The sequence below is a fragment of the Thioclava sp. F36-7 genome (assembly GCF_002020075.1).
GTDB classification, from domain to species: Bacteria; Pseudomonadota; Alphaproteobacteria; order Rhodobacterales; family Rhodobacteraceae; genus Thioclava; species Thioclava sediminum.
Window position 1 is genome coordinate 85,740 of sequence record NZ_MPZR01000011.1, and the last position, 24,690, is coordinate 110,429.

Annotated in this window: 21 protein-coding genes and 1 other RNA gene; 13 read left to right on the forward strand and 9 right to left on the reverse strand. The window is 64.9% G+C overall.

Annotation, left to right across the window (positions count from 1 at the left end):
* Positions 1-51 precede the first annotated feature (51 nt).
* The gene (locus BMI89_RS18080) at positions 52-954 is read left to right on the forward strand and encodes a GNAT family N-acetyltransferase (protein ID WP_078572236.1); all 903 of its coding nucleotides are present in this window, start codon (positions 52-54) and stop codon (positions 952-954) included.
* 38 nt (positions 955-992) lie between these two features.
* On the opposite strand, the gene speB is transcribed toward BMI89_RS18080, so the two are convergent.
* Positions 993-1,982: an agmatinase gene (gene speB, locus BMI89_RS18085; protein ID WP_078572237.1), complete on the reverse strand. Its 990-nt coding sequence runs from the start codon at positions 1,980-1,982 to the stop codon at positions 993-995.
* Between the two features lie 107 nt (positions 1,983-2,089).
* Here speB and BMI89_RS18090 point away from each other — a divergent pair, with 107 nt between their 5' ends.
* From BMI89_RS18090 to BMI89_RS18120, 7 genes are all read left to right on the forward strand, one after another.
* Positions 2,090-3,052, forward strand: a complete 963-nt coding sequence (locus BMI89_RS18090) for a hypothetical protein (RefSeq protein WP_078572238.1) — start codon at positions 2,090-2,092, stop codon at positions 3,050-3,052.
* Positions 3,053-3,359: 307 nt separating this feature from the next.
* The gene (guaB, locus tag BMI89_RS18095; RefSeq protein WP_078572239.1) at positions 3,360-4,808 is read left to right on the forward strand and encodes an IMP dehydrogenase; all 1,449 of its coding nucleotides are present in this window, start codon (positions 3,360-3,362) and stop codon (positions 4,806-4,808) included.
* A gap of 170 nt (positions 4,809-4,978) precedes the next feature.
* Complete coding sequence (locus tag BMI89_RS18100; protein ID WP_078572240.1) at positions 4,979-5,464, forward strand: TrgA family protein; 486 nt, start codon at positions 4,979-4,981, stop codon at positions 5,462-5,464.
* An 86-nt stretch (positions 5,465-5,550) separates the two neighbouring features.
* A complete protein-coding gene (locus tag BMI89_RS18105; protein WP_168176833.1) occupies positions 5,551-6,684 on the forward strand; it encodes an NUDIX domain-containing protein in 1,134 nt (377 codons plus the stop codon).
* Between the two features lie 86 nt (positions 6,685-6,770).
* Entirely contained in the window at positions 6,771-7,802 is a 1,032-nt protein-coding gene (locus BMI89_RS18110) for a cysteine synthase A (protein ID WP_078572242.1), read from the forward strand.
* Positions 7,799-10,348 (forward strand): DUF3772 domain-containing protein, encoded by a 2,550-nt coding sequence (locus BMI89_RS18115; RefSeq protein ID WP_246832065.1) that lies wholly within the window; start codon positions 7,799-7,801, stop codon positions 10,346-10,348. The genes BMI89_RS18110 and BMI89_RS18115 overlap by 4 nt, the downstream gene beginning before the upstream one ends.
* Positions 10,332-11,078, forward strand: coding sequence for an alanyl-tRNA editing protein (locus BMI89_RS18120; protein WP_078572243.1), 747 nt, complete (start codon positions 10,332-10,334; stop codon positions 11,076-11,078). The genes BMI89_RS18115 and BMI89_RS18120 overlap by 17 nt, the downstream gene beginning before the upstream one ends.
* Positions 11,079-11,223: 145 nt before the next feature.
* Here the strand turns inward: BMI89_RS18120 and fumC are convergent, their stop codons facing one another.
* The 5 genes from fumC to ssrA all read right to left on the reverse strand — a co-directional run bounded on the left by fumC (position 11,224) and on the right by ssrA (position 14,616).
* Positions 11,224-12,618 (reverse strand): class II fumarate hydratase, encoded by a 1,395-nt coding sequence (gene fumC, locus BMI89_RS18125; RefSeq protein WP_078572244.1) that lies wholly within the window; start codon positions 12,616-12,618, stop codon positions 11,224-11,226.
* Between the two features lie 96 nt (positions 12,619-12,714).
* A complete protein-coding gene (locus BMI89_RS18130) occupies positions 12,715-13,116 on the reverse strand; it encodes an ester cyclase (RefSeq protein WP_246832066.1) in 402 nt (133 codons plus the stop codon).
* A gap of 4 nt (positions 13,117-13,120) precedes the next feature.
* Positions 13,121-13,585, reverse strand: a complete 465-nt coding sequence (locus tag BMI89_RS18135; RefSeq protein WP_078572246.1) for a ClpXP protease specificity-enhancing factor SspB — start codon at positions 13,583-13,585, stop codon at positions 13,121-13,123.
* A gap of 154 nt (positions 13,586-13,739) precedes the next feature.
* A complete protein-coding gene (locus tag BMI89_RS18140; RefSeq protein ID WP_078572247.1) occupies positions 13,740-14,165 on the reverse strand; it encodes a nuclear transport factor 2 family protein in 426 nt (141 codons plus the stop codon).
* Positions 14,166-14,260: 95 nt separating this feature from the next.
* Positions 14,261-14,616, reverse strand: a transfer-messenger RNA (tmRNA) gene (ssrA, locus tag BMI89_RS18145).
* An 89-nt stretch (positions 14,617-14,705) separates the two neighbouring features.
* Here ssrA and BMI89_RS18150 point away from each other — a divergent pair.
* Genes BMI89_RS18150 through BMI89_RS18160 form a run of 3 tightly spaced genes read left to right on the forward strand, consistent with a single transcriptional unit; the run spans position 14,706 to position 18,426 of the window.
* The gene (locus BMI89_RS18150; RefSeq protein WP_078572248.1) at positions 14,706-16,277 is read left to right on the forward strand and encodes a glycosyltransferase; all 1,572 of its coding nucleotides are present in this window, start codon (positions 14,706-14,708) and stop codon (positions 16,275-16,277) included.
* A complete protein-coding gene (locus tag BMI89_RS18155; RefSeq protein WP_078572249.1) occupies positions 16,274-17,419 on the forward strand; it encodes a glycosyltransferase in 1,146 nt (381 codons plus the stop codon). The genes BMI89_RS18150 and BMI89_RS18155 overlap by 4 nt, the downstream gene beginning before the upstream one ends.
* Complete coding sequence (locus BMI89_RS18160) at positions 17,416-18,426, forward strand: sulfotransferase family 2 domain-containing protein (RefSeq protein ID WP_078572250.1); 1,011 nt, start codon at positions 17,416-17,418, stop codon at positions 18,424-18,426. The genes BMI89_RS18155 and BMI89_RS18160 overlap by 4 nt, the downstream gene beginning before the upstream one ends.
* Before the next feature lie 19 nt (positions 18,427-18,445).
* On the opposite strand, the gene BMI89_RS18165 is transcribed toward BMI89_RS18160, so the two are convergent.
* Complete coding sequence (locus BMI89_RS18165) at positions 18,446-19,627, reverse strand: hypothetical protein (protein WP_246832067.1); 1,182 nt, start codon at positions 19,625-19,627, stop codon at positions 18,446-18,448.
* 103 nt (positions 19,628-19,730) lie between these two features.
* The gene (locus BMI89_RS18170) at positions 19,731-20,783 is read right to left on the reverse strand and encodes an extracellular solute-binding protein (RefSeq protein ID WP_078572251.1); all 1,053 of its coding nucleotides are present in this window, start codon (positions 20,781-20,783) and stop codon (positions 19,731-19,733) included.
* Between the two features lie 206 nt (positions 20,784-20,989).
* On the opposite strand from BMI89_RS18170, the gene BMI89_RS18175 reads away from it, so the two are divergent.
* A complete protein-coding gene (locus tag BMI89_RS18175; protein WP_078572252.1) occupies positions 20,990-22,402 on the forward strand; it encodes a deoxyribodipyrimidine photo-lyase in 1,413 nt (470 codons plus the stop codon).
* Positions 22,403-22,425: 23 nt separating this feature from the next.
* On the opposite strand, the gene BMI89_RS18180 is transcribed toward BMI89_RS18175, so the two are convergent.
* Entirely contained in the window at positions 22,426-22,932 is a 507-nt protein-coding gene (locus BMI89_RS18180; protein WP_078572253.1) for a transcription termination/antitermination NusG family protein, read from the reverse strand.
* Between the two features lie 195 nt (positions 22,933-23,127).
* On the opposite strand from BMI89_RS18180, the gene BMI89_RS18185 reads away from it, so the two are divergent.
* On the forward strand, positions 23,128-24,558 hold the full coding sequence (locus tag BMI89_RS18185) for a mannose-1-phosphate guanylyltransferase/mannose-6-phosphate isomerase (protein WP_078572254.1): 1,431 nt from the start codon (positions 23,128-23,130) through the stop codon (positions 24,556-24,558).
* Positions 24,559-24,690: the final 132 nt, after the last annotated feature.

Sequence of the window (24,690 nt, forward strand, 5' to 3'; positions counted from 1 at the left end):
TTGTCATGTTTCGCGTCTTCATTAACCCCAGCTTAGGTAAAGCAAGCCTTAATGACGGCGATGAAACCTGTCCGTCTCACGCAATTGTCAGGCCCCGATGCGGGCTGGGATCGGGCGTTGCGCGCGCTCGCACCGGGGCAGGCGCCGGCCTTTCAGCAGGCGGCGCTCTATGGGACGCTCGCCGCCGCGAGGGGGCTGCGCGTTCTGCGGCTCGAGATCATGCATGAGGGCAGGCGGATCGCATTGGCCCAGATGATCGGGCGCGGCGGGCTGTGGCTCTTGTCGCGCGGACCGGTCTTCGCCCCTGGCCTTGATCGCGACAGTCAGATCGCGGTGCTGCGCCGGATCGCGCGTCGATGCGGGATCGTCCTCGCGACGCCGGACGCGCCGCTGGCGGGGGGCGGGCTGGTGCCACTGATCACGCCTCGCCACCACGCGCTTTGGTCCTTGCAAGCCGAGACGGAGGTTCTGCGCGCCGGGCTGGCTGGTAAATGGCGCAATCGCCTGGCGGCGGCGGAGCGCGCGGGGCTGCAGGTGAGATTTGACCCCGAGATCGACTGGCTTCTCACCGCCGATGCGGCGCAGCAACGGGCGCGTGGCTACCGCGCCTTGCCGCCCGGCTTCTCCCGCGCCTGGGCGGATCGCAGTCCGGCGGATCTCCTCGCGCTGCGCATCGAGGATACCAAGGGACAGCGCCTCGCGGGCGGCATCTTCCTGCTCCATGGCGACGGGGCGAGCTATCATATCGGCTGGACCGGGCCGGAGGGGCGCGCGTCGGGGGCGCATAATCTGATGCTCTGGCACGCGGCGCTGCGGCTGAATGCGCGCGGGATCCGGCAGCTCGATCTGGGCGCCGTGGATAGCGAGGACGGGGCAGGGCGGATGCGCTTCAAACTGGGCACCGGCGCGCAACCTCACAGCCTCGGGGCGACCCTGTGGGTGCTGCCCGGGTAATCCTTCCCCTTGAGGAAAATATCCCCGCCGGAGGCTCCTCAGTCCGCCGCAGGCGCGCCGCCGGACTGTCGCGCGTGGAAGATGAAGCCGAGGAAATTCAGCAGCACTTGCGCAGCGAGGATCGCGGTGGAGTCGGTGGGGTCGTAATCGGGGGCGACCTCGACCAGATCGATGCCCACGACCTCGTGCCGCTTCGCCACGCCCTGCAGAATCTCCAGCACCTCGTAATAGAGAAACCCGCCATGGCTCGGCGTGCCGGTGCCGGGCGCGATCGAGGGGTCGAACCCGTCGATATCGATCGTGACATAGATCCGCGCGCCTTCCGGGATGCGGGCCAGCACGCCCTCGGCCCCCAGCTTGCGCACCTGCCGCACGCTCAGGAAATCGTCGCCCATCGCGCGGGCAGCGTCATAGCCCTCCTTCGACGTCGAGGAGACGTTGCGAATGCCGAGCGCGGTGATCCCCGAGACGTAGCCCTTCTCGGCGGCGCGGCGCATCGGGTTGCCGTGGCCCTCGGTCACGCCGTGGCGCTCGTCCACGAAATCGAGATGGGCATCGATCTGCAGGATATGGATCGGGCCCTTCTCGGCGCAATCGGCCTCGAAGGCGCGGATACAGGGAATATTGATTGAGTGATCGCCACCGATCACCACCGGCAGCGCGCCCGCCTTCAGCATCGCCTGCACGCCGGTCTCGATATTGGCGTGGCTCTTCACCGTGTCGGTATGGACGATGTCGGCATCGCCGATATCGACGATGGTGACCTCCGGCCCGAGATAGGTCGCGTCGTCCTCGTGATCGTAAGCCCCGGCATGACCGAAGGAGAACAGGGTCGAGGCTTCACGCACCGCCCTCGGCCCGAACCGTGCGCCGGGGCGGAACTGGGTGCCGAAATCGAAGGGCGCGCCCATCACGGCCACATCCGCCTCGATCGCGTCCCAATCGGCCACGTAAGCGCGCTTGCCGAAAGTGGAAATTCCCACGAAGGGCAGGTTCAGCCGCCCCGATTCATACCCATGTCCCGCCATCTTGCCTCCAGACACCCTGTCGCACCTCGGACAGCTTTCCGCCGCGCGCGAAATATTGCAAGCTTCTGCGCGACCGAAATGATTTGCCGATTGCCCGAGGTAAGCACATGTCCTTCGCCCCGCCCAAGATGACGCCCAAGGGCCTGTTTCGCCGCACGCCTCCCGCGATGTTCCCGCCCGTGCTGGGGCTGATGGGCCTCGGGATCGCGTGGCGGCGCGGCGTCGGGCAATTCGCACTGCCACCCGATCTGGCGGAGCTGTTTCTGGGCGCGGTGACGCTGCTCGCGCTGTTCACGCTGATCGCCTATGGCGCGAAGGTCGTGCGGCGTCCGGGCGTGGTGTTCGAGGATCTGCGCGTGCTTCCGGGGCGTGCGGGGCTCGCCGCGGGAACGCTGACGGTCTATCTGATCGCGGCTTCGCTTGCGCCCTATGGCGGGCTCGCCACCGTCATTTTCTGGCTGGGTGTGGTCGTGCATCTGGGGCTGATCGCGGCGGTGATCTACACGCTCGTAACCGGCCCGGCCGAGCAGCGCCGCGTCAATCCCACATGGCAGCTGACCTTCTCGGGCTGGATCGTCGGCGCAGTGGCTGGGGTGATCCTCGGGCTCGATAGCGTGGCGCTGGTGATGTTCTGGGTCGCGATGCTGTCGGCGGTCGTGATCTGGATGATCTCGCTGCAGCAATTCTCCCGCGAGCGCGTGCCCGCACCGCTGCGCCCGCTGCTGGCCATTCATCTCGCGCCCGCGGCGCTGATCGGCACGGTGGCGAGCGCGTTCGGCGCGATGGGGATCGCGCAGGCGATGGCGATCCTCGCGGCGGCCTTTCTTCTGGCGCTGGTCGTGTCGATACGCTGGCTGCTTGCAGGAGGCTTCTCACCGCTCTGGGGAGCGTTCACATTCCCGGCGGCTGCGACGGCAGGGTGCTGGCTCGCGCTTGGCGGGGTCTGGGCGCTACCCGGCGCACTGATGCTGACGGCGGCGACGCTGATCGTGGTGCCGATCGCGCTGAAAGTGCTGCAGCTTTGGGCGAAGGGTCAGCTTGCGATGAAGACCAACGCCGCGATTGCGTGAGCGCGGAGCGCTGAGGGCGGCGCCCGAGCCTCGGGTGGGCGCTTTGCTCCGCACGTGCTGGGCGGTTTATCCCGCAAGCCCGTAAGTTGGTCGTTCCCGCGATGATAGCGCCAATGCGCCCTCCCGTGGGGAGGGTCGGGCGCGGCCCGGGGCTGGTCGCCCCGCGCCACCGTAGGAGGCTGACACGATGGCGCCATACCCCTCGTTCGCGCACACCCCCTGCGCACCGCGTCCGCGAGGGGTTGCCTTCGCGTCCATTGCGTGAAACAGCAAACTGCCAAACGCATCTGGACACTGGAGACCCCCCATGCAGATTCGCGAGGCGCTCACCTTCGACGACGTTCTTCTTCTTCCCGCAGCCTCTTCGGTGCTTCCTGCGACCGCAGATGTCTCGACCCAGGTGACGAAGAAAATCCGGCTCAACATCCCGCTTCTGTCCTCCGCAATGGACACTGTCACCGAGGCGCGCATGGCGATCGCGATGGCGCAGGCGGGCGGCGTGGGCGTGATCCACAAGAACCTCACCGTCGAGCAGCAGGCCGACGAGGTCCGCCGCGTGAAGCGTTTCGAGAGCGGCATCGTCTACAACCCGATCACGCTGCGCGCCGATCAGACGCTCGCCGATGCGAAGGCGCTGACCGAGCGCTACGGTTTCTCCGGCTTCCCGGTCGTCGATGAAAACCGCCGCGTCGTTGGCATCGTGACCAACCGCGACATGCGGTTCGCCCAGAAGGACGAAACCCCGGTCTCGGTGATGATGACCACCGACCGTCTCGCGATCCTGCAAGAGCCTGCCGACCGCGCCCAGGCCATCGCGATGATGCGCGAGCGCCGGATCGAGAAGCTGCTGGTGACCGATGACGAAGGCAAGCTGACGGGCCTCCTGACGCTGCGCGACACCGAGCAGGCCGTCCTCAACCCCACCGCCTGCAAGGACGATCTGGGTCGCCTGCGCGTGGCCGCTGCGACCTCGGTGGGCGATGCGGGCTTCGAGCGTTCCGAGGCGCTGATCGACGCGGGCTGCGATATCGTCGTGGTCGACACGGCGCATGGTCACAGCCAGGGCGTGATCGACGCGGTGAAGCGCATCAAGCAACTTTCGAGCGAGGTTCAGGTGATCGCGGGCAACGTGGCCACCGCCGACGCCACCAAGGCGCTGATCGACGTGGGCGCCGACGCGGTGAAATGCGGCATCGGCCCGGGTTCGATCTGCACGACGCGGATGGTCGCGGGCGTGGGCGTGCCGCAGCTGACCGCGATCATGGACTGCGTGGCGGCTGCCGGCGACGTGCCGATCATCGCCGATGGCGGCATCAAGTTCTCGGGCGATTTCGCGAAAGCCATCGCGGCGGGCGCAAGCTGCGCCATGGTCGGCTCGATGATCGCGGGCACCGACGAGAGCCCCGGCGAAGTGATCCTCTATCAGGGCCGCTCGTTCAAATCCTATCGCGGCATGGGCTCGCTCGGCGCAATGGCGCGCGGCTCGGCGGATCGCTACTTCCAGAAAGATGCGGCGAACGACAAACTCGTCCCCGAAGGCATCGAGGGGCAGGTGCCCTACAAAGGCCCCGCAGGCGCGGTGATCCACCAGCTCGTGGGCGGTCTACGCGCGGCGATGGGCTATACCGGCTCCGCGACGGTCGCCGAGATGCGCACGAACTGCAATTTCGTCCGCATCACCGGCGCGGGCCTCAAGGAAAGCCACGTCCACGACGTCGCGATCACCCGCGAGAGCCCGAACTACCGGATCGGCTAAGGCGCGCAGCGCCGCATTGCGATAGACGCGAAAGGCCCGGCCAGCGATGGTCCGGGCCTTTTCCATAGTAAATTACGCAGCGTAAACTTTTCATAGTTTCGCCGTAATCGCCCGTTAACCAGAGGGGATCACCCTCAAACCGTTCCATGGTTTCGAGATGGAGGCCCGACATGATGCACCGAATTGCCGTGCGCAACTCTCAGGCGCAAATCCCTACGATCGCGAAACTTTTCGCGGCGCTGACGCTTGGGGCGACCGGGTTCTTCGCCGCGCAGCAGATCATGCCCGCGATTCCCGCCGGGACCGACGGGGCAAAGGAATTATGGCTGATCATGGGCTCGTTCGGGCTGCTGTTCGGCTGGCGCGTGGTCGGGGTTTCCGCCGGGCGCCGCTGGGTCGACGCAATCAATGACGGGCTGCGCGGCGGGCTTTACGTTCTGCTATGGACCTTCGCCTTCCTCGGCGTGATGCAGATGCTGAAACTGGCGCTGCGCATGCGCTATGACGATGTGCTCTCCGCCGTGACCGACGTCATCGGGCAGGGCACCGCGATCGGTTTGGCCTCGCTTGGGGTGGCGCCGGTGATCACGCTGGGCTTGGGCGCGATGGGCGCCGGGCTCCTGTCGGAACTCGCGCATCGCCGATACGGTCGTTGAGCGCGTAACCACCACACCCTCCGCTTGACATCGCGCGCCTGCCTTGCAGGTTGTGGCGCATGATGTGCCAAGCTGCGGGGACGGTCATGCAACCACATTTCTTTTACGGCACGCTGTGTCATCCGCCTCTGCTGGAGGCGGTCATCGGACGTGTGCCGCAGCTCGTACCGGCGCGGCTGGAGGGCTTTGCCCCGCATGAGGCCTGTCGCGAGGGGCAGGGCCTGGGCTTTCCGATCCTGATCGCGACACCTGACGCGGTGACGCGCGGCGTCGTCGCCGACCTGACCGAGACCGAGGCGGAGCGCATCGCGTGGTACGAGGATGGCTACGATGCCGAGATCCGCGATCTCGAGACCGGATCGGGGCCGCGCGAGGCGAAGCTTTGGCTGCCGAAATCGGGGCGCTGGGATGTGGGCGACGCGTGGACACTCGGAGACTGGGCGCCGAAATGGGCCGCGCTGAAGACCGAGGCCGCGCGGCTTTTCATCGCCGAGGCACAGGCCGTGGGGCCCGACGCCGCCAATGCGCGCTATCACGCGATCCTCGTGCGCGCGGCGTCTACCTTGCGTGCGCGCGCGGCCCCGATGGCGCAGCATTTGCGGCGGGATCTGCATGAAGGCGACATCAAGATCGACGCGCAACAGACTGCTTATGCGAAGTTTTTTGCGGTCGAGGACTACAAGCTGGAACATCGGCTGTTCGCGGGCGGGATGAGTGCCAAGCTCGACCGGGCGGCCTTCGTCTCGGGCGATGCGAGCGTCGTTCTGCCGTACGATCCGGTGCGCGACCGGGTGATGCTGATCGAACAGATCCGCACCGGGCCGCTGGCGCGCGGCGAGCCGAACCCGTGGATGATCGAAGCGATCGCGGGCCGGGTCGATCCCGGCGAGACGCCCGAAGAGGCCGCGCTGCGCGAGGCGGGCGAGGAGGCCGGGATCACGATTGCGCGCCTGATCGAGGCCCCGCGCTATTACCCGTCGCCCGGTGCGAAAAGCGAATTCGTCTATTCCTATATCGGGATCACCGATCTGCCCGACGAGGCCGCACAGCTTGGCGGCAAGGCCGATGAGCACGAAGATATCCGCGCGCATCTGGTGCCGTTCGAGCGTCTGATGACGCTGGTTGCGACCGGCGAGGCGGGCAATGCGCCGCTGGTCGTGCTCGCGCTCTGGCTCGCCGGGCAGCGCGCCGAATTGCAGCGGATGGCTGGCGTGGCGTAATCGCGGGGTTGAGGTGGCGCGCGCCGCGTCCTAAGTCTGATTTCAACGGCCCCGTTGGGGGTTACTCGATACGGGAGGAATGCGCGATGCGTATCTGCAGCGATCTGGCGTCGGCGGTGGGAAATACCCCGCTCATCAAGCTCAGGAAGGCATCGGAAGAGACCGGCTGCACGATCCTCGGCAAGTCGGAGTTCCTCAATCCCGGCCAATCTGTGAAAGACCGCGCGGCGCTGTTCATTATCCGCGACGCGATCCAGCGCGGCGAGCTTGCGCCCGGCGGCACGATCGTCGAAGGCACGGCGGGCAATACCGGCATCGGTCTCGCGCTCGTGGGCGCTTCGATGGGCTTCCGCGCGGTGATCGTGATCCCCGAGACGCAGAGCCAGGAAAAGAAGGACATGTTGCGGCTGGCGGGGGCCGAACTGGTGCAGGTTCCGGCCGCGCCCTATCGCAACCCCAACAACTACGTGCGCTATTCCGAGCGGCTCGCGAAGGAGCTGGCCAAGACCGATCCGCATGGCGCGATCTGGGCCAATCAGTTCGACAATACCGCGAACCGGCAGGCCCATATCGAGACGACCGGCCCCGAAATCTGGGATCAGACCGGCGGCAAGGTCGACGGCTTCATCTGCGCGGTGGGCTCGGGCGGCACGCTCGCAGGCACCGGCATGGCGCTGCAGCCCAAGGGCGTGAAGATCGGCCTCGCCGATCCCGACGGCGCGGCGCTGCACAGCTATTACACGACGGGCGAGTTCAAATCCGAGGGCTCCTCGATTACCGAAGGCATCGGGCAGGGGCGGATCACCGCCAATCTCGAAGGCTTCACCCCGGATATGAGCTTCAACATCCCCGATAGCGAGGCGCTGCCGGTGGTCTTCGACCTGCTGCAGGAAGAAGGCCTCTGCTTGGGTGGCTCCTCGGGGATCAATATCGCGGGCGCGATGCATATGGCGCGCGAGATGGGGCCCGGCCACACGATCGTGACGGTGCTGTGCGATTACGGCAACCGCTACCAGTCGAAACTCTTCAACCCCGACTTCCTCAAGGGCAAGGGGCTGCCTGTGCCGGAATGGCTCGACCGGGCCCCGCGTGAAATGCCGGAGGTCTTTGAGGGATGATCCTGCGTCTGGCGCGTCTGCTTTTGCTGGCCGTCGCGCTGGCGCTCCCGGGGATTGGTTTCGCGCAAAGCCCCGACACGCCCGATTACAAGGCGTGGGAACAGACCGCGACCGAAGCCGAAAAGATGGTGCAGGCCGATCAGGCCCAACGCCCGGCCTTCGACAAGATCCGGCAGGAGGTCGTCAACTGGCGCGAGAAATTCAAGGCGGCCGAGGATATCAACGCCAGCCAGATCTCGACCGTGAAAGCGCAGATCGAAGCGCTCGGTCCCCCGCCGAAGGAGGGCGAGAGCGAGGATCAGGCGATTGCCGACCGGCGCAAGAAGCTCAACGATGAGCTCGCTAAGCTACAGGCGCCAGCGCTGCGCGCGACCGAGGCCGCCAGCCGCGCGGATTCCATCGTCGCCAATATCGATCAGGTTCTGCGCGCGCGGCAGACCGACAAGCTGTTGCGGCTGACACCTTCGCCGCTCAATCCGATCAACTGGCCCGAGGGGGTGAAAGTCCTCACCGGGCTGACCTCCGAGCTTGCCTCCGAGATGGGGCAGCAACTCGATCAGAACGACCCTTACGCCAATGCGCGCAACAACGCCCCCGCGATCGTGGGTCTTCTGTTGGTCGCACTCCTGCTGGTGCTGCGCGGGCGGACATGGATCGACAAGCTGGCCGATGTGCTGGAGGCGCGTCTGGCGCGCAACGCGCAACGGGTGATCGATTTCATCGTCTCGCTGGGCCAACTCTTGCTGCCGATCGCCGGAATCGCGCTCCTTGAAGCGGCGCTGGTGCAGACGGAGCTGTTCGGCGCGCGCTGGTTGGAGTTGTTGCTCGCGATCGGCGTGGTTCTGAGCGCGGCTTTCGTCGCCTTCTGGCTCTCGGGCCGTATCTTCCCACGCAATGACCGGCAGGCCGCGCCCTTCACGCTGCAAAGCGAACGACGCCGAGAAGGCCGGGTGCTGACGATCTCGCTGGCCGTGTTCGCCGCAATTCAGGGTCCGTTCGGTGACTGGCTTGTGGCCCGCGGGCAGGACGTATTCGAGGGCAGTGCGAAAACCGCCAAGGAAATCGACGCGGCGGGGCACACGCTCGATGCCGGATTCGGCGTTCTGGTCTTCCCGCTGCAGGTCCTTGCAGCGATTGCGCTGTTCCGCTTCGGCCAGCTGTTGCGCCGTCACCTGCGCAACGAGACCAACGGGAGCGAGGAAGGCGCGTTTCGCGACCGTCTTGTCGGCGCGCTCGGCAATGCGCTGATTGGCGTCGCGGTGGTCGCGCCGGTTCTGGGCGGGATCGGCTATATCAACGCCGCCAATGCGCTGATCTTCCCGACCATACTGACGCTGGGGCTGATCGCGCTGGTCCTGGTGCTCAACCAGTTCTTCACCGATGTCTACGTGCTGGTCACCCGGCGCGAGGATGACGGCCGCGACTCCCTGATCCCGGCGCTGATCGGCTTCCTGCTGGGCCTGCTCGCCATGCCGCCCGCGGCGCTGATCTGGGGCGCGCGCCCGGCCGATCTGGCCGAGATGTGGACGCGGTTCCAGAACGGCATCTCGGTCAGCGGCGTCACGATCTCGCCCGGCATCTTCCTGACCTTCGCGATCGTCTTCGTGATCGGCCTAATGGTCACGCGGCTCCTGCAAGGGGCGCTGAAGACCTCGCTGCTGCCAAAGACCAAGATCGACAAGGGCGGCCAGAATGCCATCGTCTCGGGGCTTGGCTATTTGGGGATCTTCCTCGCCGCGATCATCGCGATCTCTTCGGCTGGGATCGACCTCAGTTCGCTCGCCATCGTCGCCGGTGCGCTTTCGGTCGGTGTCGGTTTCGGTCTGCAGACCATCGTGCAGAACTTCGTCTCGGGCATCATCCTGCTGATCGAGCGTCCGATCTCCGAAGGCGACTGGATCGAGGTCAACGGCCAGATGGGGATCGTGAAGGCGATCTCCGTGCGCTCCACCCGGATCGAGACCTTCGACCGCACCGAAGTCATCGTGCCCAATGCCGACCTGATCTCCGGGCAGGTGACGAACTGGACCCGCGGCAATGTCACGGGCCGCCTTATCGTCCCGGTCGGCGTGGCCTATGGCACCGACACGCGCAAGGTCGAGAAGATCCTGCACGAGGTGGCCGCGAACCAGTCGCTGGTGATGATGAACCCCGAACCGGTCGTGATGTTCAAAGGCTTCGGCGCGGACAGCCTCGATTTCGAGGTGCGCGTGATACTCTCGGACGTGAACTTCATTCTGCGGGTCCAGAGCGAGATGAACCACGAGATCAATCAACGCTTCGCCGAGGCCGGGATCGAGATTCCCTTCGCACAGCGCGACGTCTGGCTGCGCAACCCCGAGGTTCTGCGTCCCAAGGAGGACGAGGCCGAAAAGGACGCGGATGACGCGGAGACCTCCGCGGACGAAAGCGAAGACGACAGCGACACCAAGCGCCCCGTCACCCGCGCCGATTACGGCAAGCCTCAGCCCGGCGAAGGGCCCGAGGGGATGGAGGAGCAGCGCCAAGACACTTCAGACGGAGAGGCCGATGCCGGAGACCGCTAAACAGCCGCAGCAGCAGAGCTACCGCATTCACCCCTATGCTCGCGATCTCGAGGTCCGGGTGACGGGCCTGACCGATGAGGGCGGCATCTATTGCGCGGATTCGATCTTTTACCCGACCGGCGGCGGCCAGCCCGGCGACAGTGGTAAACTGGTCTGGGATGGCGGCGAGATCGAGATCGCGACGGCGGTGAAGGCCGAACCCGGCGCGCCCGGTGCGGTGATCCTGGTCCCGGCGGAGCCCCAGCCGCTGCCGCCCGTCGGCGCACAGGTCCAGCAAACTCTCGACTGGGAGCGGCGTCACCGTCACATGCGCGTCCATACCGCGCTGCACCTGCTGTCGGTCGCGATCCCACTGCCGGTGACGGGCGGGCAGATCGGTACGGAAAAGGGTCGGCTTGATTTCGATATGCCGGAGCGGCCCGAGGATCTGGAGGCAATCGAGCGACAGTTAAACGACTGGATCGCGCAGGACCTCAAGGTGGTCGAGCATTGGATCACCGATGCCGAACTCGAGGCGCAGCCCGATCTGGTCAAGACGCTCTCGGTCGCGCCGCCGAAAGGTCAGGGCTGGGTGCGGCTGGTCGCGATCGGCGACGAGGCGGACCGGATCGACCTGCAGCCCTGCGGCGGCACGCATGTCGCCTCGACCGGCGAGATCGGGGGGCTGAAGCTCGGCAAGATCGAGAAGAAGGGCAAGATGAACCGCCGCGTGCATCTTCATCTGGCCTGAGAACTGCGGGCCGGGCAGGGGCTCTGCCCCTCTGCCTGCGGCATTCACCCCGGGATATTTGAGCAAGAGCGAAGGGGCCGTGCGGAGCCCCAAATGCAAAAGGGCGGCCACCGGGGCCGCCCTTCGTTATTCATGGGAGCTTGGATCAGGCTTTCGGGCCGATCATCTGCTCGGGGCGCACAACCTTGTCGAAGGTTTCCTCGTCGACGAAGCCAAGCTTGATCGCTTCTTCCTTCAGCGTGGTCCCGTTCTTATGCGCGGTCTTCGCAACCTTGGTCGCGTTGTCGTAACCGATGGTCGGCGCAAGCGCGGTGACCAGCATCAGCGACTCGTGCAGCAGCTTCTCGATGCGCGGCTCGTTGGCCTCGATGCCCGCGACCATGTTGTCGGTGAAGGCCGAGGCGCTGTCGCCCAGAAGCTGCATCGATTGCAGCACGTTGTAGCTCATCATCGGGTTGTAGACGTTGAGCTCGAAATGGCCTTGCGAGCCGGCGATGCCGACGGCGGCGTCGTTGCCCATGACATGCGCGCAGACCATTGTCAGCGCTTCGGCCTGCGTCGGGTTCACCTTGCCCGGCATGATCGAGGAGCCCGGCTCGTTTTCCGGCAGGATCAGCTCGCCCAGACCGCAGCGCGGGCCCGAGCCCAGCAGGCGGATGTCGTTCGCGATCTTGAAGAGCGAGGCGGCCACGGTCTTCAGCGCGCCCGAGAACATCACCATCGCATCATGCGCGGCGAGCGCTTCGAACTTGTTCGGTGCGGTGACGAAGGGCAGGTCGGTGATCTCGGCCATGTTCGCCGCGACGGTCTCGGCCCAACCCACTTGCGTGTTCAGACCGGTGCCGACGGCGGTGCCGCCTTGGGCCAGTTCGTAAATGTCGCCGAGCGAGGCTTCGACGCGCTCGATCCCCTTCTTCACCTGATGGGCGTAACCGGAGAATTCCTGACCAAGCGTCAGCGGCGTCGCGTCCTGCGTATGGGTGCGGCCGATCTTGATGATGTCCTTGAAATCCTGGGACTTGGCTTCAAGCGCCGCGTGCAGCTTGCGCAGACCGGGCAGCAGAACGTCGCGCGCCTGCATTGCGATCCCGACATGCATCGCGGTCGGGAAGGTGTCGTTCGAGGACTGTCCCATGTTGCAGTGATCGTTCGGGTGGACCGGGTCTTTCGAGCCCATCTCGCCGCCCAGAATTTCGATCGCGCGGTTCGAGATCACCTCGTTCGCGTTCATGTTCGACTGCGTGCCCGAGCCGGTCTGCCAGACCACCAGCGGGAAGTTGTCGTCGAACTTGCCTTCGATCACTTCGCCCGCGGCCTCGATGATCGCATCGGCGATCTTCGCGTCCATCTTGCCCTGCGCCTTGTTGGCCATCGCACAGGCTTTCTTGATCACGCCGAGGGCGCGGATGATCGGGACGGGCTGGCGCTCCCAGCCGATCGGGAAGTTCATGATCGAGCGCTGCGTCTGCGCGCCCCAATATTTGTCGGCGGGAACTTCAAGCGGGCCGAAGCTGTCGGTCTCGGTGCGGGTCGCGGTCATCTGGGCCTCCATGATTGCGCGCAATCTTTCGCTCGCACTGATAGGGCGCGCGGAGGGATTTTGCAACGGTATACGGAGGTATACTTGGGGCGGCTCTCAGATCTGTGCGGCGATCGCGTCGCGGTCGATCAGAGAATGCACCTCGCGGATGCGGCCTTCGGTGATGCGATAGAAGACATGTTCGTCGAAGGTCACGCGGCGGCCGTTCACCGGCAGATCGAAGAGCATTCCCACGGGCGTGCAGTCGAAACGCAGCCGGGCTGCGATCACCGGCGGATCGGCCACGAGCGTTTCTGCGCGGAAGTGCAGGTCGGGGATCGCGCGATGGTCGTCCTCGAGCATCGCTTGATACCCTGCGAGGCCGAGCGGGCGCGCGTTATGCGTGACCTCCGGATGCACGAAATCGCCGAGCTGCGCCCAGTTCTGTTCATTCAGGCAAGTGAGATAGCCGTGATAGAGCGAGAGGAGCGTGTCGCGGTCCAGAGGCTCCGAAGCCACTGGGTTACTTGCGGAACTGATCGAGGCTGACGACCTCGGCCTCGCCACGCTCGGCGGGGGCGGCCTCTTCCTCCTCGGCAACTTCACCCTCTTCGATCTCGTCGTCTTCGTCATATTCCTGCGTCTCGAAACGCAGGCCGAATTCGACGGAAGGATCGACAAAGGTGGTGATCGCGTCGAGCGGCACATAGAGCGGCTCGGGCGAATTGCCGAAATTCAGCGTGATCGAGAACCCGTCCTCTCCCACTTCGAAATTGTCATACCAGTTCTGGATGACGATGGTCATTTCCTCGGGGTAGCGTTCGCGCAGCCAATCGGCCAGCTCGGCATCGGGGTGACGGGTGTCGAAGGTGATGAAGAAGTGGTGCTCGCCGGGCAGACCATTGGCTGCGATGTCGCTCAGCACTGTCTGGATCAGCCCGCGCATCGCGTGATGCATCAGGTTGCCGTAATCAATGGATTGCGTCATGGCCGGGTCCCTTTCTTCTCGCGCTCAGCATAGGGGATTCGTGGCGGGCCGCAAGGCGGGCAGAGCCGCGCGAAGGCTGACGTCGAGGGCATGTGCCGGGTGCGGCGGTCTTCGATCTTGCGCAACCTTGGGGCGAACCTCACGGGGGCGGCGCCTATCCCAGCACTTCGCCCGACAGGCAGAGCGCGACGGTGTCGCGCGGCATCATCTCCAACGCCTCGAAAAGCGCGATCACGTCGTAATTATTATAGGCTTCCACAATCCTGTCGCCGCGAAACCGCATCGTCAGTTGCCCGGTGAATTCCACCGCGCGCGCCGTTTGTGCCGATTTCCCCGCGATTTTCAGAAGCGTCCAAAGCCAGTCCTCCGTCTCGACATGGCGGAGCACGGTGATCTCGATGCCATGCAAATGCGCCCGCAGAGCCGGAACCAGCTCACGAAACTCCTGCGGTCGCAATTCGAGCCCCGGCATTAGCCCGTCCGCCTCCGCCTCGGCATCGAACAACCCGTCGACCTCGTCCAGCCGACCTTCGCCCCATACGGCATGGAGCCACGTTTCGATCCTCGCAAGCCGGGACATCGCGCCCCTCCGTTTCCCGTCGGTCCTGGGGGCACCATGGCAGGCACGGATTTCAAACTGGTTAACGCCGGTCGCATCGCAAAAAGAGGGGGGAAAGTGCAGGATTCTGTTGCAAGGCTCCTGCGGGCCCCGCCTTACGCGGCTAAGCGCAAGGAGTTAAGTTTCGGTTACCCGAGCTGCTTACGCAGCCAGAGCGACCGGAGCACGGTTGTCGTTGGCAACTGTACAAATCGCACCGATAACGGTGGTAGCTCACCGGGACAAAGCAAACATCTTTACACGTTCGTCGATCCTATTTCGGCCCCATTCTCCCCCAACGAGGGTTGATTGGTGGAGCCGCCGGGTACCGCCCCCGGGTCCGATCCGCTTATTTCATGCGCGTTTATGCCCATAGTCCCCGTTGCCGGGAACGTCTTGGAATATAGGGGGAAGATTGGGGCGCTTCAAGGCGTCGCGCGCGCCTGATGCGCATTAACCGGACGTGAACTTGCCGTGCGCTATAGCTCGAGTCGGGTCAAGAACTGGCCACGGAGGGGCGCGATGAGCGACAAGTCTATCCTGATCGATCTCAGTACCAGCTATCAGTTCCGCCATTGGCGGCCGATGGGCATCTTGCGGGTGGAGCATGAGGTCTGGCGGGCGTTTGCGGCCCAGTTCGGGGCGCGCGCGGTGCCCGCGATCTATGACGCGGCGCGCGGCGGGTTCTATCGCATCCCGCAGGCGATCTTCGAGGAGGTGATCTTCCGCAACGGTTGTCAGCCGGAGGCGCCTTCACGCGCGCTCACCGCGCCGCGGCGCTGGCGCTCCTGGGCGCGGATCGGCCGGTTTTTCTGGCGCGCCCGGCGCCGGATGCGGGCTGTCGGGCAGGGCGGGCGATACGACGAGGCCGAGACCCGCGTGCGCCGCGAGAGCGCCGTGGCGGAGGAATTGCTGCGGCTGAGCGGCGAGGAATATGCCCTGATGCGCCGTGGGCTCGTGGCTCTGGAACGGGTCGCGCCGGGGATCGCGCCGCGCATCCGGGCGCTCGATGCGCTCAATCACCGGGCGCATTACGGGCTGGTGCATACGGTCCACGACCAAATCTGCGCGGAGCGAAATCGGATCGCGTCGGAAGAGGTGGGCGAGTATGTCTCTGCCGGTGGGTTCTGGGGCGATGCGCGCTACCGGGCCGCCTATGAGATGCGGACCGCTCATGGGTGGCGGCTGAGCTATTACATCCATGACCTGATCCCGATCCTTTGGGGGCATGTCGCCGAACCCACGACGCGCAAAACCTTTCCGCCCGCGCTGCATTGGATGCTCTGGGGTGTGGATCGGGTCTGGACGAATTCAGAGGTGACGTGGCGCGATCTGCTCGCCCACGCCGCCCGCTGCGGCTATCCCGAGCTGGAGCCGGAGAAAGTGCGCGTCGTGACGCTTGGCGCGGATGCGCTGCGCGAGACGACGCCTGCCACCGATCTCGCGGGGCTCTTCGCACAGCGCGATCTGGAGCCTGGGGGCTACGTTCTGATGGTCGGCACGCAGGAGCCGCGCAAGAACCATGATTTCGCCTATCGGATCTGGCGCGAACTGGCTGCGCGCCGCGCGGGCGATATCATGCCGCTGGTCTGGGTCGGGCAGCCCGGCTGGTCGATCGGCCCGCTGCTTGAAATGGTGCGCGCGGATCCCGGCTTGCCGCATGGCGCGATCCGCATCCTCGATGATGTCGACGACGTCGAGTTGGAGGCGCTCTATGCCCATTGTCGCTACACGATCTACCCGTCTCATTACGAGGGTTGGGGGCTACCAGTTGTCGAGTCGCTTTTGCATGGCAAGCCCTGTCTGACTTCGGATGCGCCCGCCTTGATCGAGGCGGCGGAGGGCTGCGCGGAGGCGATCGGGCTATTCGAGGGAGAGCGCTGGCTTGCCCGCCTCGAGGCGCTGATGGACGACGAGGCGGCCTATCGCGCGGCCTGTGCGCAAGCGGAGCGGTTCACGCCGCATCGCTGGGCCGATTTTCGAGCGGCGCTCACCGCCGGGTTCGACGCGGCCAGTGGTGACACCTCCACGCGCGACCCTGCTTGGACCCAGCAGAGGCGCCAGCCGATCCCCTATCGCGAGGATGCCGCATGAAGATCGCAGCTTTCGGTCATTACCCGATCCACCGCCAGCTGCATGGCGGCCAGCGTCGGGTCGCTGCCATCGCCCGGCAGGCGCGGGCGGCGGGCCACATCTTCCGCTACGTCCCGATCTACTCGACCCGCGGCTATCCCGACGGCTCGCTCGATGAGCGCCGGACGGCGGTGCCGGAGGCGCTGCTGCCGCGTCTTCACGATCCGCAGCGCCGCGAGGATCTCCATTTCTCCGACACGCTCAAAGATCATCCGCTGATCGAAGGGCTGATCAGGGAGCTGCGCGATTTTTCCCCCGATGCGGTGCAGTTCGAACATCCGTGGCTCTATCCGCTATTCGCCGAGGCGTTGGACCGCGATCCGGTCTTGCGCCGCGCCCGGCTGATCTATTCCGCGCATAATGTCGAGGCCTCGCTGATCGATCCGCATTGGCGCGCGGAGGCTGAGGCGCTCGAGGCCGCGCTCGTCGCGAGGGCCGATCTCACCGTCGCGGTCTGTGAGGCCGATGCGCGCCATTTCGCGCGCCTGCCGGGCGCGGCAGAGGTCGTTGTCGCGCCAAACGGCTGCTGGGCGCGCGATCCCGAAACGGTCCCGTCAACGCCGCTAGACGGACCCTACGCGCTTGTCGCGGGCTCTGCCCATCCGCCGAACGCGCGCGGCTATTGGGCGTCCTTCGGCGAAATTCCCGGCTTCCTGCCACCGCGCAGTCGCCTCGCCGTGGCAGGCGGAATGACCCATCTGATCACCGACGACGACCGCTTTCGGCGGTACGCGCAGATGAACGCGGAATTCGTCGTGCCCCTTGGTGTGGTGGAGGAAGAAGCCTTGAGCGGTCTTCTGCATCATGCCCGCGCCATATGCCTGCCGATCACCGAGGGCGGCGGCACCAATCTCAAGACCGCCGAGGCGCTTTTGTCGTGCAAGCCGGTCGTCGCGATGCGCCCCGCGATGCGCGGGTTCGAAGAGGCGGAACGCCTCAGCGGCGTGCATGTCGCAGACGACCCGGAGCAGTTCCGCCGTCTGCTGCGCGATGCCATGACCAAGTCGATCGGATCGGAGCGCCGCCCGGACGAGGTCGCGCAATATGGCTGGCCCGCGCAGCTCGCGCCGTTGATCTCCCGTTATGAAAGTCTCGCCGCATGAAAGATTTGCCCCCGCACCCTGTCGCCTTTGCTGATCCCGATCTCACCGCGCAGATGCAGGCCACGCCCGCAGCGATCGACATCTTGTTCCTAGCCTATCTCGGACGGCCCGCGAAAGAGGCGGCGCAGAGCGCGTTGAAGGAGCGGCGCGCGTCCGTCGCCGATGTCGAACGAGAATTGCGGGGATCGGAGGAATATCGCCGCAAGGCGCGGCTGCTGCGCGATCACGATCGCAGCCAATACGACGGCGCGATGCTGTATATCGCACCTGCGCGCGTGGTGTTCTGCCCGATTGCAAAGGTCGCCAATACCTCGGTCAAGGATTGGGCGCTCCGGCTTGTGGGCGACGGGCGGCCCGAACCCGGCATGTCGCATTACTGGCTCGACTCCGGGCAAAGCCGGATGCAGGCGCGCCATTGGGCTTTCGCCGCGCGCGACCGCGTCGATCACGCGCCGGACTGGGTCTCGGTCGCGCTGCTGCGCGATCCCGTCGACCGGTTGGTCAGCTGTTATTGCGACAAGTTCGGGCGCAACCGAACGCAGGAATCGGTGCTCCATCACACGCGCCCGGTCTATGCGTTTTTCGCGGGCGGGGACGATCCGGACCGGGAGATGATCGAACGCGGATTGAGCTTTCGGCAGCTCTGTTTCTACATCAACGCCACCGCGCGCGAGGTGCAGGACAGCCATTGGGCCGCGCAGTGGAGCTACCTGCAAAATCGCCGCTGGGACCGGCTGTTCGCGCTGGAGAAGATCGAGAGCTTCGAGAGCTTCCTGCGGGATCGCTTGCCGGAGGAGCTTCGCGACATCCGGTTGGGGCTGACCAATGCCGCGCAAAAGGCGGGCGGGCGGCCGTCCCGTAATCTCGCCGATGCGCTTCCGGGGGAGTGGATGGGCGCGCGCACGCCGCCCTATGAGGCGTTCCTGACAGACGATATTCGCGGCTTCATCGGCGACTATTACGCGCTCGATGCACGGCTGCATGCGCAGGCGCTTTCCGAGAGTTGAGCCGCAGCGGCCCCGCCGATCAGTCGCCTTCCGCCGGAATGCCAAGAAGCGTGATCGCCACGCCCAAAGCGGCGAGCGCCCAGAACGCGTAGCGTTTCGTGCCCTCGGTCTGCAGTGCGGCGAGCACCGCTTGCAGCGTGTAATAGCCCGCGAAGGCGCGCGACGCGTAGGAGATGATTTGGAACAGATCGGTCGTCCAAGTCAGCGCGATGCCTGCGCCGATCAACACCGGATAGGCCGCTTTTTGCGGGATTTTCCCGCGCGAGAACTCCGCGATCAGACCGCCCGCGCCCCCGGTATCGGCCACGGCGGCGGAGAATTGGGCTGCCAGCGCTGCGGCCACCAGCATCGCGGGCAGGATCGGAGCGACGACGCGCATCATGTCGATGATCGCGGTCTCGGTCAGGTTATGGGCGTTGGGCGTGAAGATATGGGCGAGCAGCGCGATATAGACCATGTAGATCGCCGTCGCGAGCATCTGCGCCCATTTCATCGCCGCGACCCGGGTGTCGGCATCGTAGCTCTTGCCCAGATAACGCGCGGTCTCGAACCCCTGGACGGTCACGATCAGGCCGAAGAGCAACCGCAGCGAGTCCCACGGGCCCAGAGTCGGTGCATCGACCACCAGATCTCCGGCGACGGCCACCTTGCCGAAATAGACCGCCAGCCCGAGGATCAGCCCGGCGATGATCGCGAGCTTGAGCGCGACCGAGGCATATTCCATCTGCTCGAGCCGTTTGAACCCTCCGGAGAACCCGGCGATGGCGACGATGGCGAGCATTGCCGTGGTTACCGCGCGTGCCGCGAAATCCGTGTTCCACGGCGTGAGCGAGACCGCGAAGGCCCCGAACAGATTGAGGTAATAGGCGACCGAGATGACATAGGCGAAGGCGAGCGCCAGCTGCGCCACCTCTTCGATACGTTTGATCACGGCGGTGTCGGGCACCTCCTCGGCGCGGATGTTGGCGCGCACGGCCGCACCGAAAAACCATCCCAGACCGCACAAAGCCGCCATCGCGAGCGGGGCGAAGCTGCCGTAGCGCACCTCTAGGATCGGCCCCAGCACCAGAAACCCCGAGCCGATGATCGAGGCCAACGGCGTCACCATCGCGCGCCATTTCGGGCGGTCGCGCAGTTGGGGCAGGAACATCGCGGCAAGGACGATCAGGGCGAGAAGGATAATGGCTGCGTCGAGTATCATGGTCTGTCTCAAATGGTCGGTTGGACGCAGCTAGCGCAGCAGGGGGAATTAAAAAGGGCCGCGTCAGACGCGGCCCTTCGCTGTGATCTATTCGGCGCAGTGATCAGAAGCCAGCCTTGATTTTCTCGAACTCGGCCAGCTGCTTTTCGCGCAGTTCCGGCGAGTTCGGCGTCTGCGCGAGGATCGGCGCGTTGATCTCGGTCAGGCCCGCCGTTTCCAGCTGCTCTGGCGGGATCAGCTTCATCGCTTCAGTGTTGGTGTGACCGTAGCCGATCTCGTCGACGAGAACCGGGCCCGCCTCGGGGCGCAGCCATGCGTTCATGAAATCATAAAGCTTTTCTTCCGAGCCGGGACCGTCCTTGAGGTTCACGAAACCGCAGAACCAGGTCGACGAGCCCTCTTTCGCCTCGCGCTGGAAGGCGACCGGGTAGTTGTCGTCTTGCAGATAGGCGACGCCGTCATTCCACGACCACGCGACCAGCACTTCGCCCGAGGCCATCAGCTGCGCCTGCTGCGAGGGGTCGGTCCAGTAGCTTTGGACGTTCTTGTTGGCTTCACGCAGCCAGTCGGCGGCGGCCTGGAACTGTTCGTCGGTGACATTGGTCCAGTCGGTCACGCCGGTCGCGAGATAGGCCAGCGCCCAGACATCGTCCGAGCTGTCGGGCAGCGAAGTGCGACCCGCATATTTCGGATTGATGAAGACATTGAGGCTCGCCACATCTTCGACCGGGACCTTGTCTGGGTTATAGGCGATCGCGGTCGCGCCCCAGTCGGTCGGCAGATACCAGACGTTCTTGTCGTCATCGACGAAGATCTTCGAATTCAGATACTTGGGGTCGATATTCTTGAATTCCGGGATCTTCGAGACGTCCCAGGGTTCGATCAGCCCGGCATCCTTGTATTTCGAGATCATCTGCGAACAGGGATGCGCCGCGTCTGCTTTGAAGCCCGAAGCAAGTTTCTGATAGGCCTCGTCATCATCGCCAAAGAAAGCGTAGGTCGGGCTGTCGCCGTATTTATCGATATAGGGCTGGAAGAGGCCGGGGATTTCGAAACCGGCCCAATCGAAGATGGTCAGGTCCGGATCGGCGGCACGGGCCGGGGCGCTCAGCGCGGCCACGGCAATCCCCGCCAGAAGGAGAGCAGAAGTCTTCATTGCATATTCCCTGTTTTGTGTTCGTTTTGTGAAAACGCTAGAGCGGCTTTTTCGCCCTCGCAAGAGGCATTTGCACGGCAGATAGGCAGGAGCCCTGCGGCAAAGTGTGGAAAAGCCTCGACGCGGAGGGGCGTTGCGGAAAATTTGGGCGCGACTGAACCGGATCGGGCGCGGCGCGTAGGGAAAGGGAGGCAAAGGAGACGAGCATGAGTGACACCCCCGTCCTGTTATGGCTGCGGCGCGACTTTCGATTCCACGATCACGAGGCGATGGCGGCGGCTGCGAAGACCGGTGCCCCGGTGATCCTGGTCTTCATCCATGACGATCAGGTCGAAGCCTTGGGGGCGGCGGCGAAATGGCGGCTCGGGCTTGCCGTGGAGGCCTTCGCGGAGAGTCTCGCGGAGAAAGGCTCGCAGCTGATCCTGCGGAAAGGCGCGCCGCTGAAGGTTCTGCAAGCACTGATCGAGGAGACAGGGGCAGGCGCAGTCTACTGGTCGCGCCGCTACGACAAGCCGGGCCGCGACACCGATACGGAGGTCAAATCCACGCTCTCCGAGGCGGGGATCGAGGCCAAAAGCTTCATCGGACATCTTTTGTTCGAGCCGTGGACCGTGGAGACGAAAACGGGCGGGCCTTACAAGGTCTACACGCCCTATTGGAACGCAGTGAAGGGCACGGACATCCCGCCGGAAGTTAAGACGGTCTCTGAGCTTCGTGCTCCAAATGCCTGGCCGGAAAGCGAAAAGCTGGACGACTGGAAGATGGGGGTAGGGATGCGGCGCGGCGCGGCAATCGTCGCGAAACATGTCAATGTCGGCGAGCGCGCCGCGCAGTCGCGTCTGTCGAATTTCCTGCGCGATCGCCTCTCGGACTACAAGACGCAGCGCGACGTGCCCGCCTCGGGCGGCACCTCGGGTCTGTCGGAAAACCTCACCTATGGCGAGATTTCTCCGCGCACGATCTGGCACGCCGGGTATCGCTACATGAGCGAGGGCAATCAAGGCGCCGAGACCTTCCTGAAGGAGCTCGTCTGGCGCGAATTCGCGTGGCATCTGTTCTTCCACTGGCCCGACATGGCAGAGCGCAACTGGCGCGAGGAGTGGAACGGCTTCGACTGGCGGCGCGACAATAACGACGCCGAGGCGTGGCGGCGCGGCATGACCGGGGAGCCCTTCGTCGATGCGGCGATGCGCGAAATGTATGTCACCGGCACGATGCATAACCGCGCGCGCATGATCGTGGCCTCCTATCTCAGCAAGCACCTGATGACCGATTGGCGGGTGGGGCTGCGCTGGTTCGAGGATTGCCTGATCGATTGGGATCCGGCGAGCAACGCGATGGGCTGGCAATGGGTGGCCGGGCCGGGGCCGGACGCGACGCCTTATTTCCGCGTGTTCAATCCCGAGACGCAGCTCGAAAAATTCGACAAGGACGGGCGCTACCGGAAGGATTTCATCGCCGAGGGACAGGCCAACCCGCCCGAGACGGCGACGGATTATTTTGAAGCGATTCCAGTGCGTTGGCAGCTATTGCAGGATCAGGATTATCCCGAACGGTTGATCGATCTGAAAGAGGGACGCGCGCGCGCCTTGGCCGCGTATGAGCAGCACAAAGGCTAGGTTGTCGCGCTGCTTCGAGACCCTCAGATCAAGGCGTCGGATGTCGCCTTGATCCGGGTCTCGCGGCCCATGAAATCCAGCAGCAGCCAGACCCGTTTCTCGGCATCGACCTTTTCGACCGTCGCCACGAAATCCGCGAAGGGACCGGTCGCCAGCGTGACCTCGTCTCCCGGTGCGTAGTCCGGCAGCGGCTGCAACTGATCTTGCGTATCGCAGCGCGCACGCAGCGCCTTGATCATCGCGTCGGGGACCGGTGTCGGACGCCCCGCGAGCGCCACGAGCCGCGTGATCCCCTGCGTGCCGTTCACCGCGCCCAGACGCGCCGATTTCTCTTGTTCGCGCACGAAAAGATAGCCCGGAAAGAGCGGCGCACTGCGGGTCACGAACTTGCCCGACTGGCGACGCGTCGTCTCGACCATCGGCAGGAAAATTTCGAACCGCTGCCGCTCCAGATTACGCCGGGCGATCGCGGCGCTGTTGGGCTTGAACTGGGCCACATGCCACGCGCGGGCCGGGCTTTGATCGGTCATGAAAGGGCTTTCTGTTCAATCGAATTACGCCCGTATTGGCTGAGGGATCGGGCGCGGAAAGTCAATCAGGCAAGGCGAACCTGCGCGAAAACGTGCGCGCTTAGGTTGTCCGATCCGAAGTTAACCTTGCGTTAGGGATGCCTGTGCCAGGCTCGTGGCAGGCAGAAAATCTGCCGCTGTTTTGGGAGGATACGCATGATCACTCCGGTTCTTCTCGCGGGCGGATCGGGCACTCGCCTATGGCCACTGTCCCGGCGCTGCTACCCGAAGCAATTCGCAGAACTGACTGGCCCCAAGACGCTGTTTCAGGCCACGGCCGAACGGCTGTCGGGCGAGGGTTTCGCGCCCCCCGTGGTCCTGACACAGTCCGATTTTCGGTTCATAGTGACCGAGCAGCTCGCCGATACCGGGATCGACCCGGGCGCGGTGATGCTCGAGCCCGAGGGCCGCAACACCGCGCCCGTTATACTCGCGGCCGCGCTTTGGGTCGCGCAAAAGGCCGGAGAGCAGGCGCTGATGCTGGTCGCTCCGTCGGATCATGTCATCGCGGATCCAGACGCGTTTCGGCATGCGATCGCGGCGGCGGAGCCAGCGGCGCGGGCAGGGCGGCTGGTAACTTTCGGCATCACGCCCGACCGTGCGGAAACGGGGTATGGCTATCTCGAACCCGGTCGCGAGGCAGATGCGCAGGGCGTCGTGCCTTTGCTCCGGTTCATCGAGAAACCCGACATCGCGCAGGCATGCGCGATGTATGAGAGCGGGGAGTACCTGTGGAATGCCGGGGTGTTCCTGTTTTCGGCAGGGGCAATCCTCGACGCAGCCCGAACCCATGCGCCGACGGTTCTCGCTGTGGTTGAAAAAGCCTTTGCTGCGGCGTGCGCCGATTTGGGATTTCTGCGCCTCGATCCGGAGGCATGGAGCGACTCCCCCGACATCTCTATCGATTACGCGATCATGGAGCGGGCCGAGACCGTCTCCGTCATGCCTGTGCAGGCGGGCTGGTCCGATCTTGGCGACTGGGAAGCGGTGCGTCGCGCTCATGCCTCCTCGCGTCCGGACGGGGTGACGCTCTCGGGGCCTGCGACGGCGATTGACTGTCGCGACAGCCTGCTGCGCTCCGAAGATCCGCGTATCGAGATGGTCGGGATCGGGCTTGAGGACGTGATCGCGGTGGCGATGCCTGATGCGGTGCTTGTTGCGCATCGCTCGCGCGCGCAGGATGTGAAGGCGGCGGTAAGCGCGCTCAAGGCGCGAAACGCCGCGCAAGCGACGGATTTTCCACGCGATCACAGGCCCTGGGGTTGGTTCGAACGCCTTGTACTCAGTGATCGTTTTCAGGTGAAGCGCATCACGGTCAAGCCCGGCGCGGCGCTCAGCCTGCAAAGCCATCACCACCGGGCGGAGCATTGGATCGTTGTGCAAGGCACCGCGCTGGTGACGCTGGGCCCCGAGACCCGCCTCGTGACGGAAAACGAATCCGTCTACATCCCGATCGGCGAGACGCATCGGCTCGAAAACCCCGGGAAGCTGCCGATGGTGCTGATCGAGGTGCAGACCGGCGCATATCTGGGCGAGGATGACATCATCCGCTACGAAGACGTCTACATGCGCTTGGCCGGCGAATAGCGACCAACTCGGCGGTGCACCGCCACCCGTCTGTGCAAATCTGCGACAGCTCCTTAAGAAAGCGTGAATTCGCGTTTCGGAGGAGTGCGACTCTCTGCTAGGTCTCCGATTGATTGTGACCGAGCCGGATTT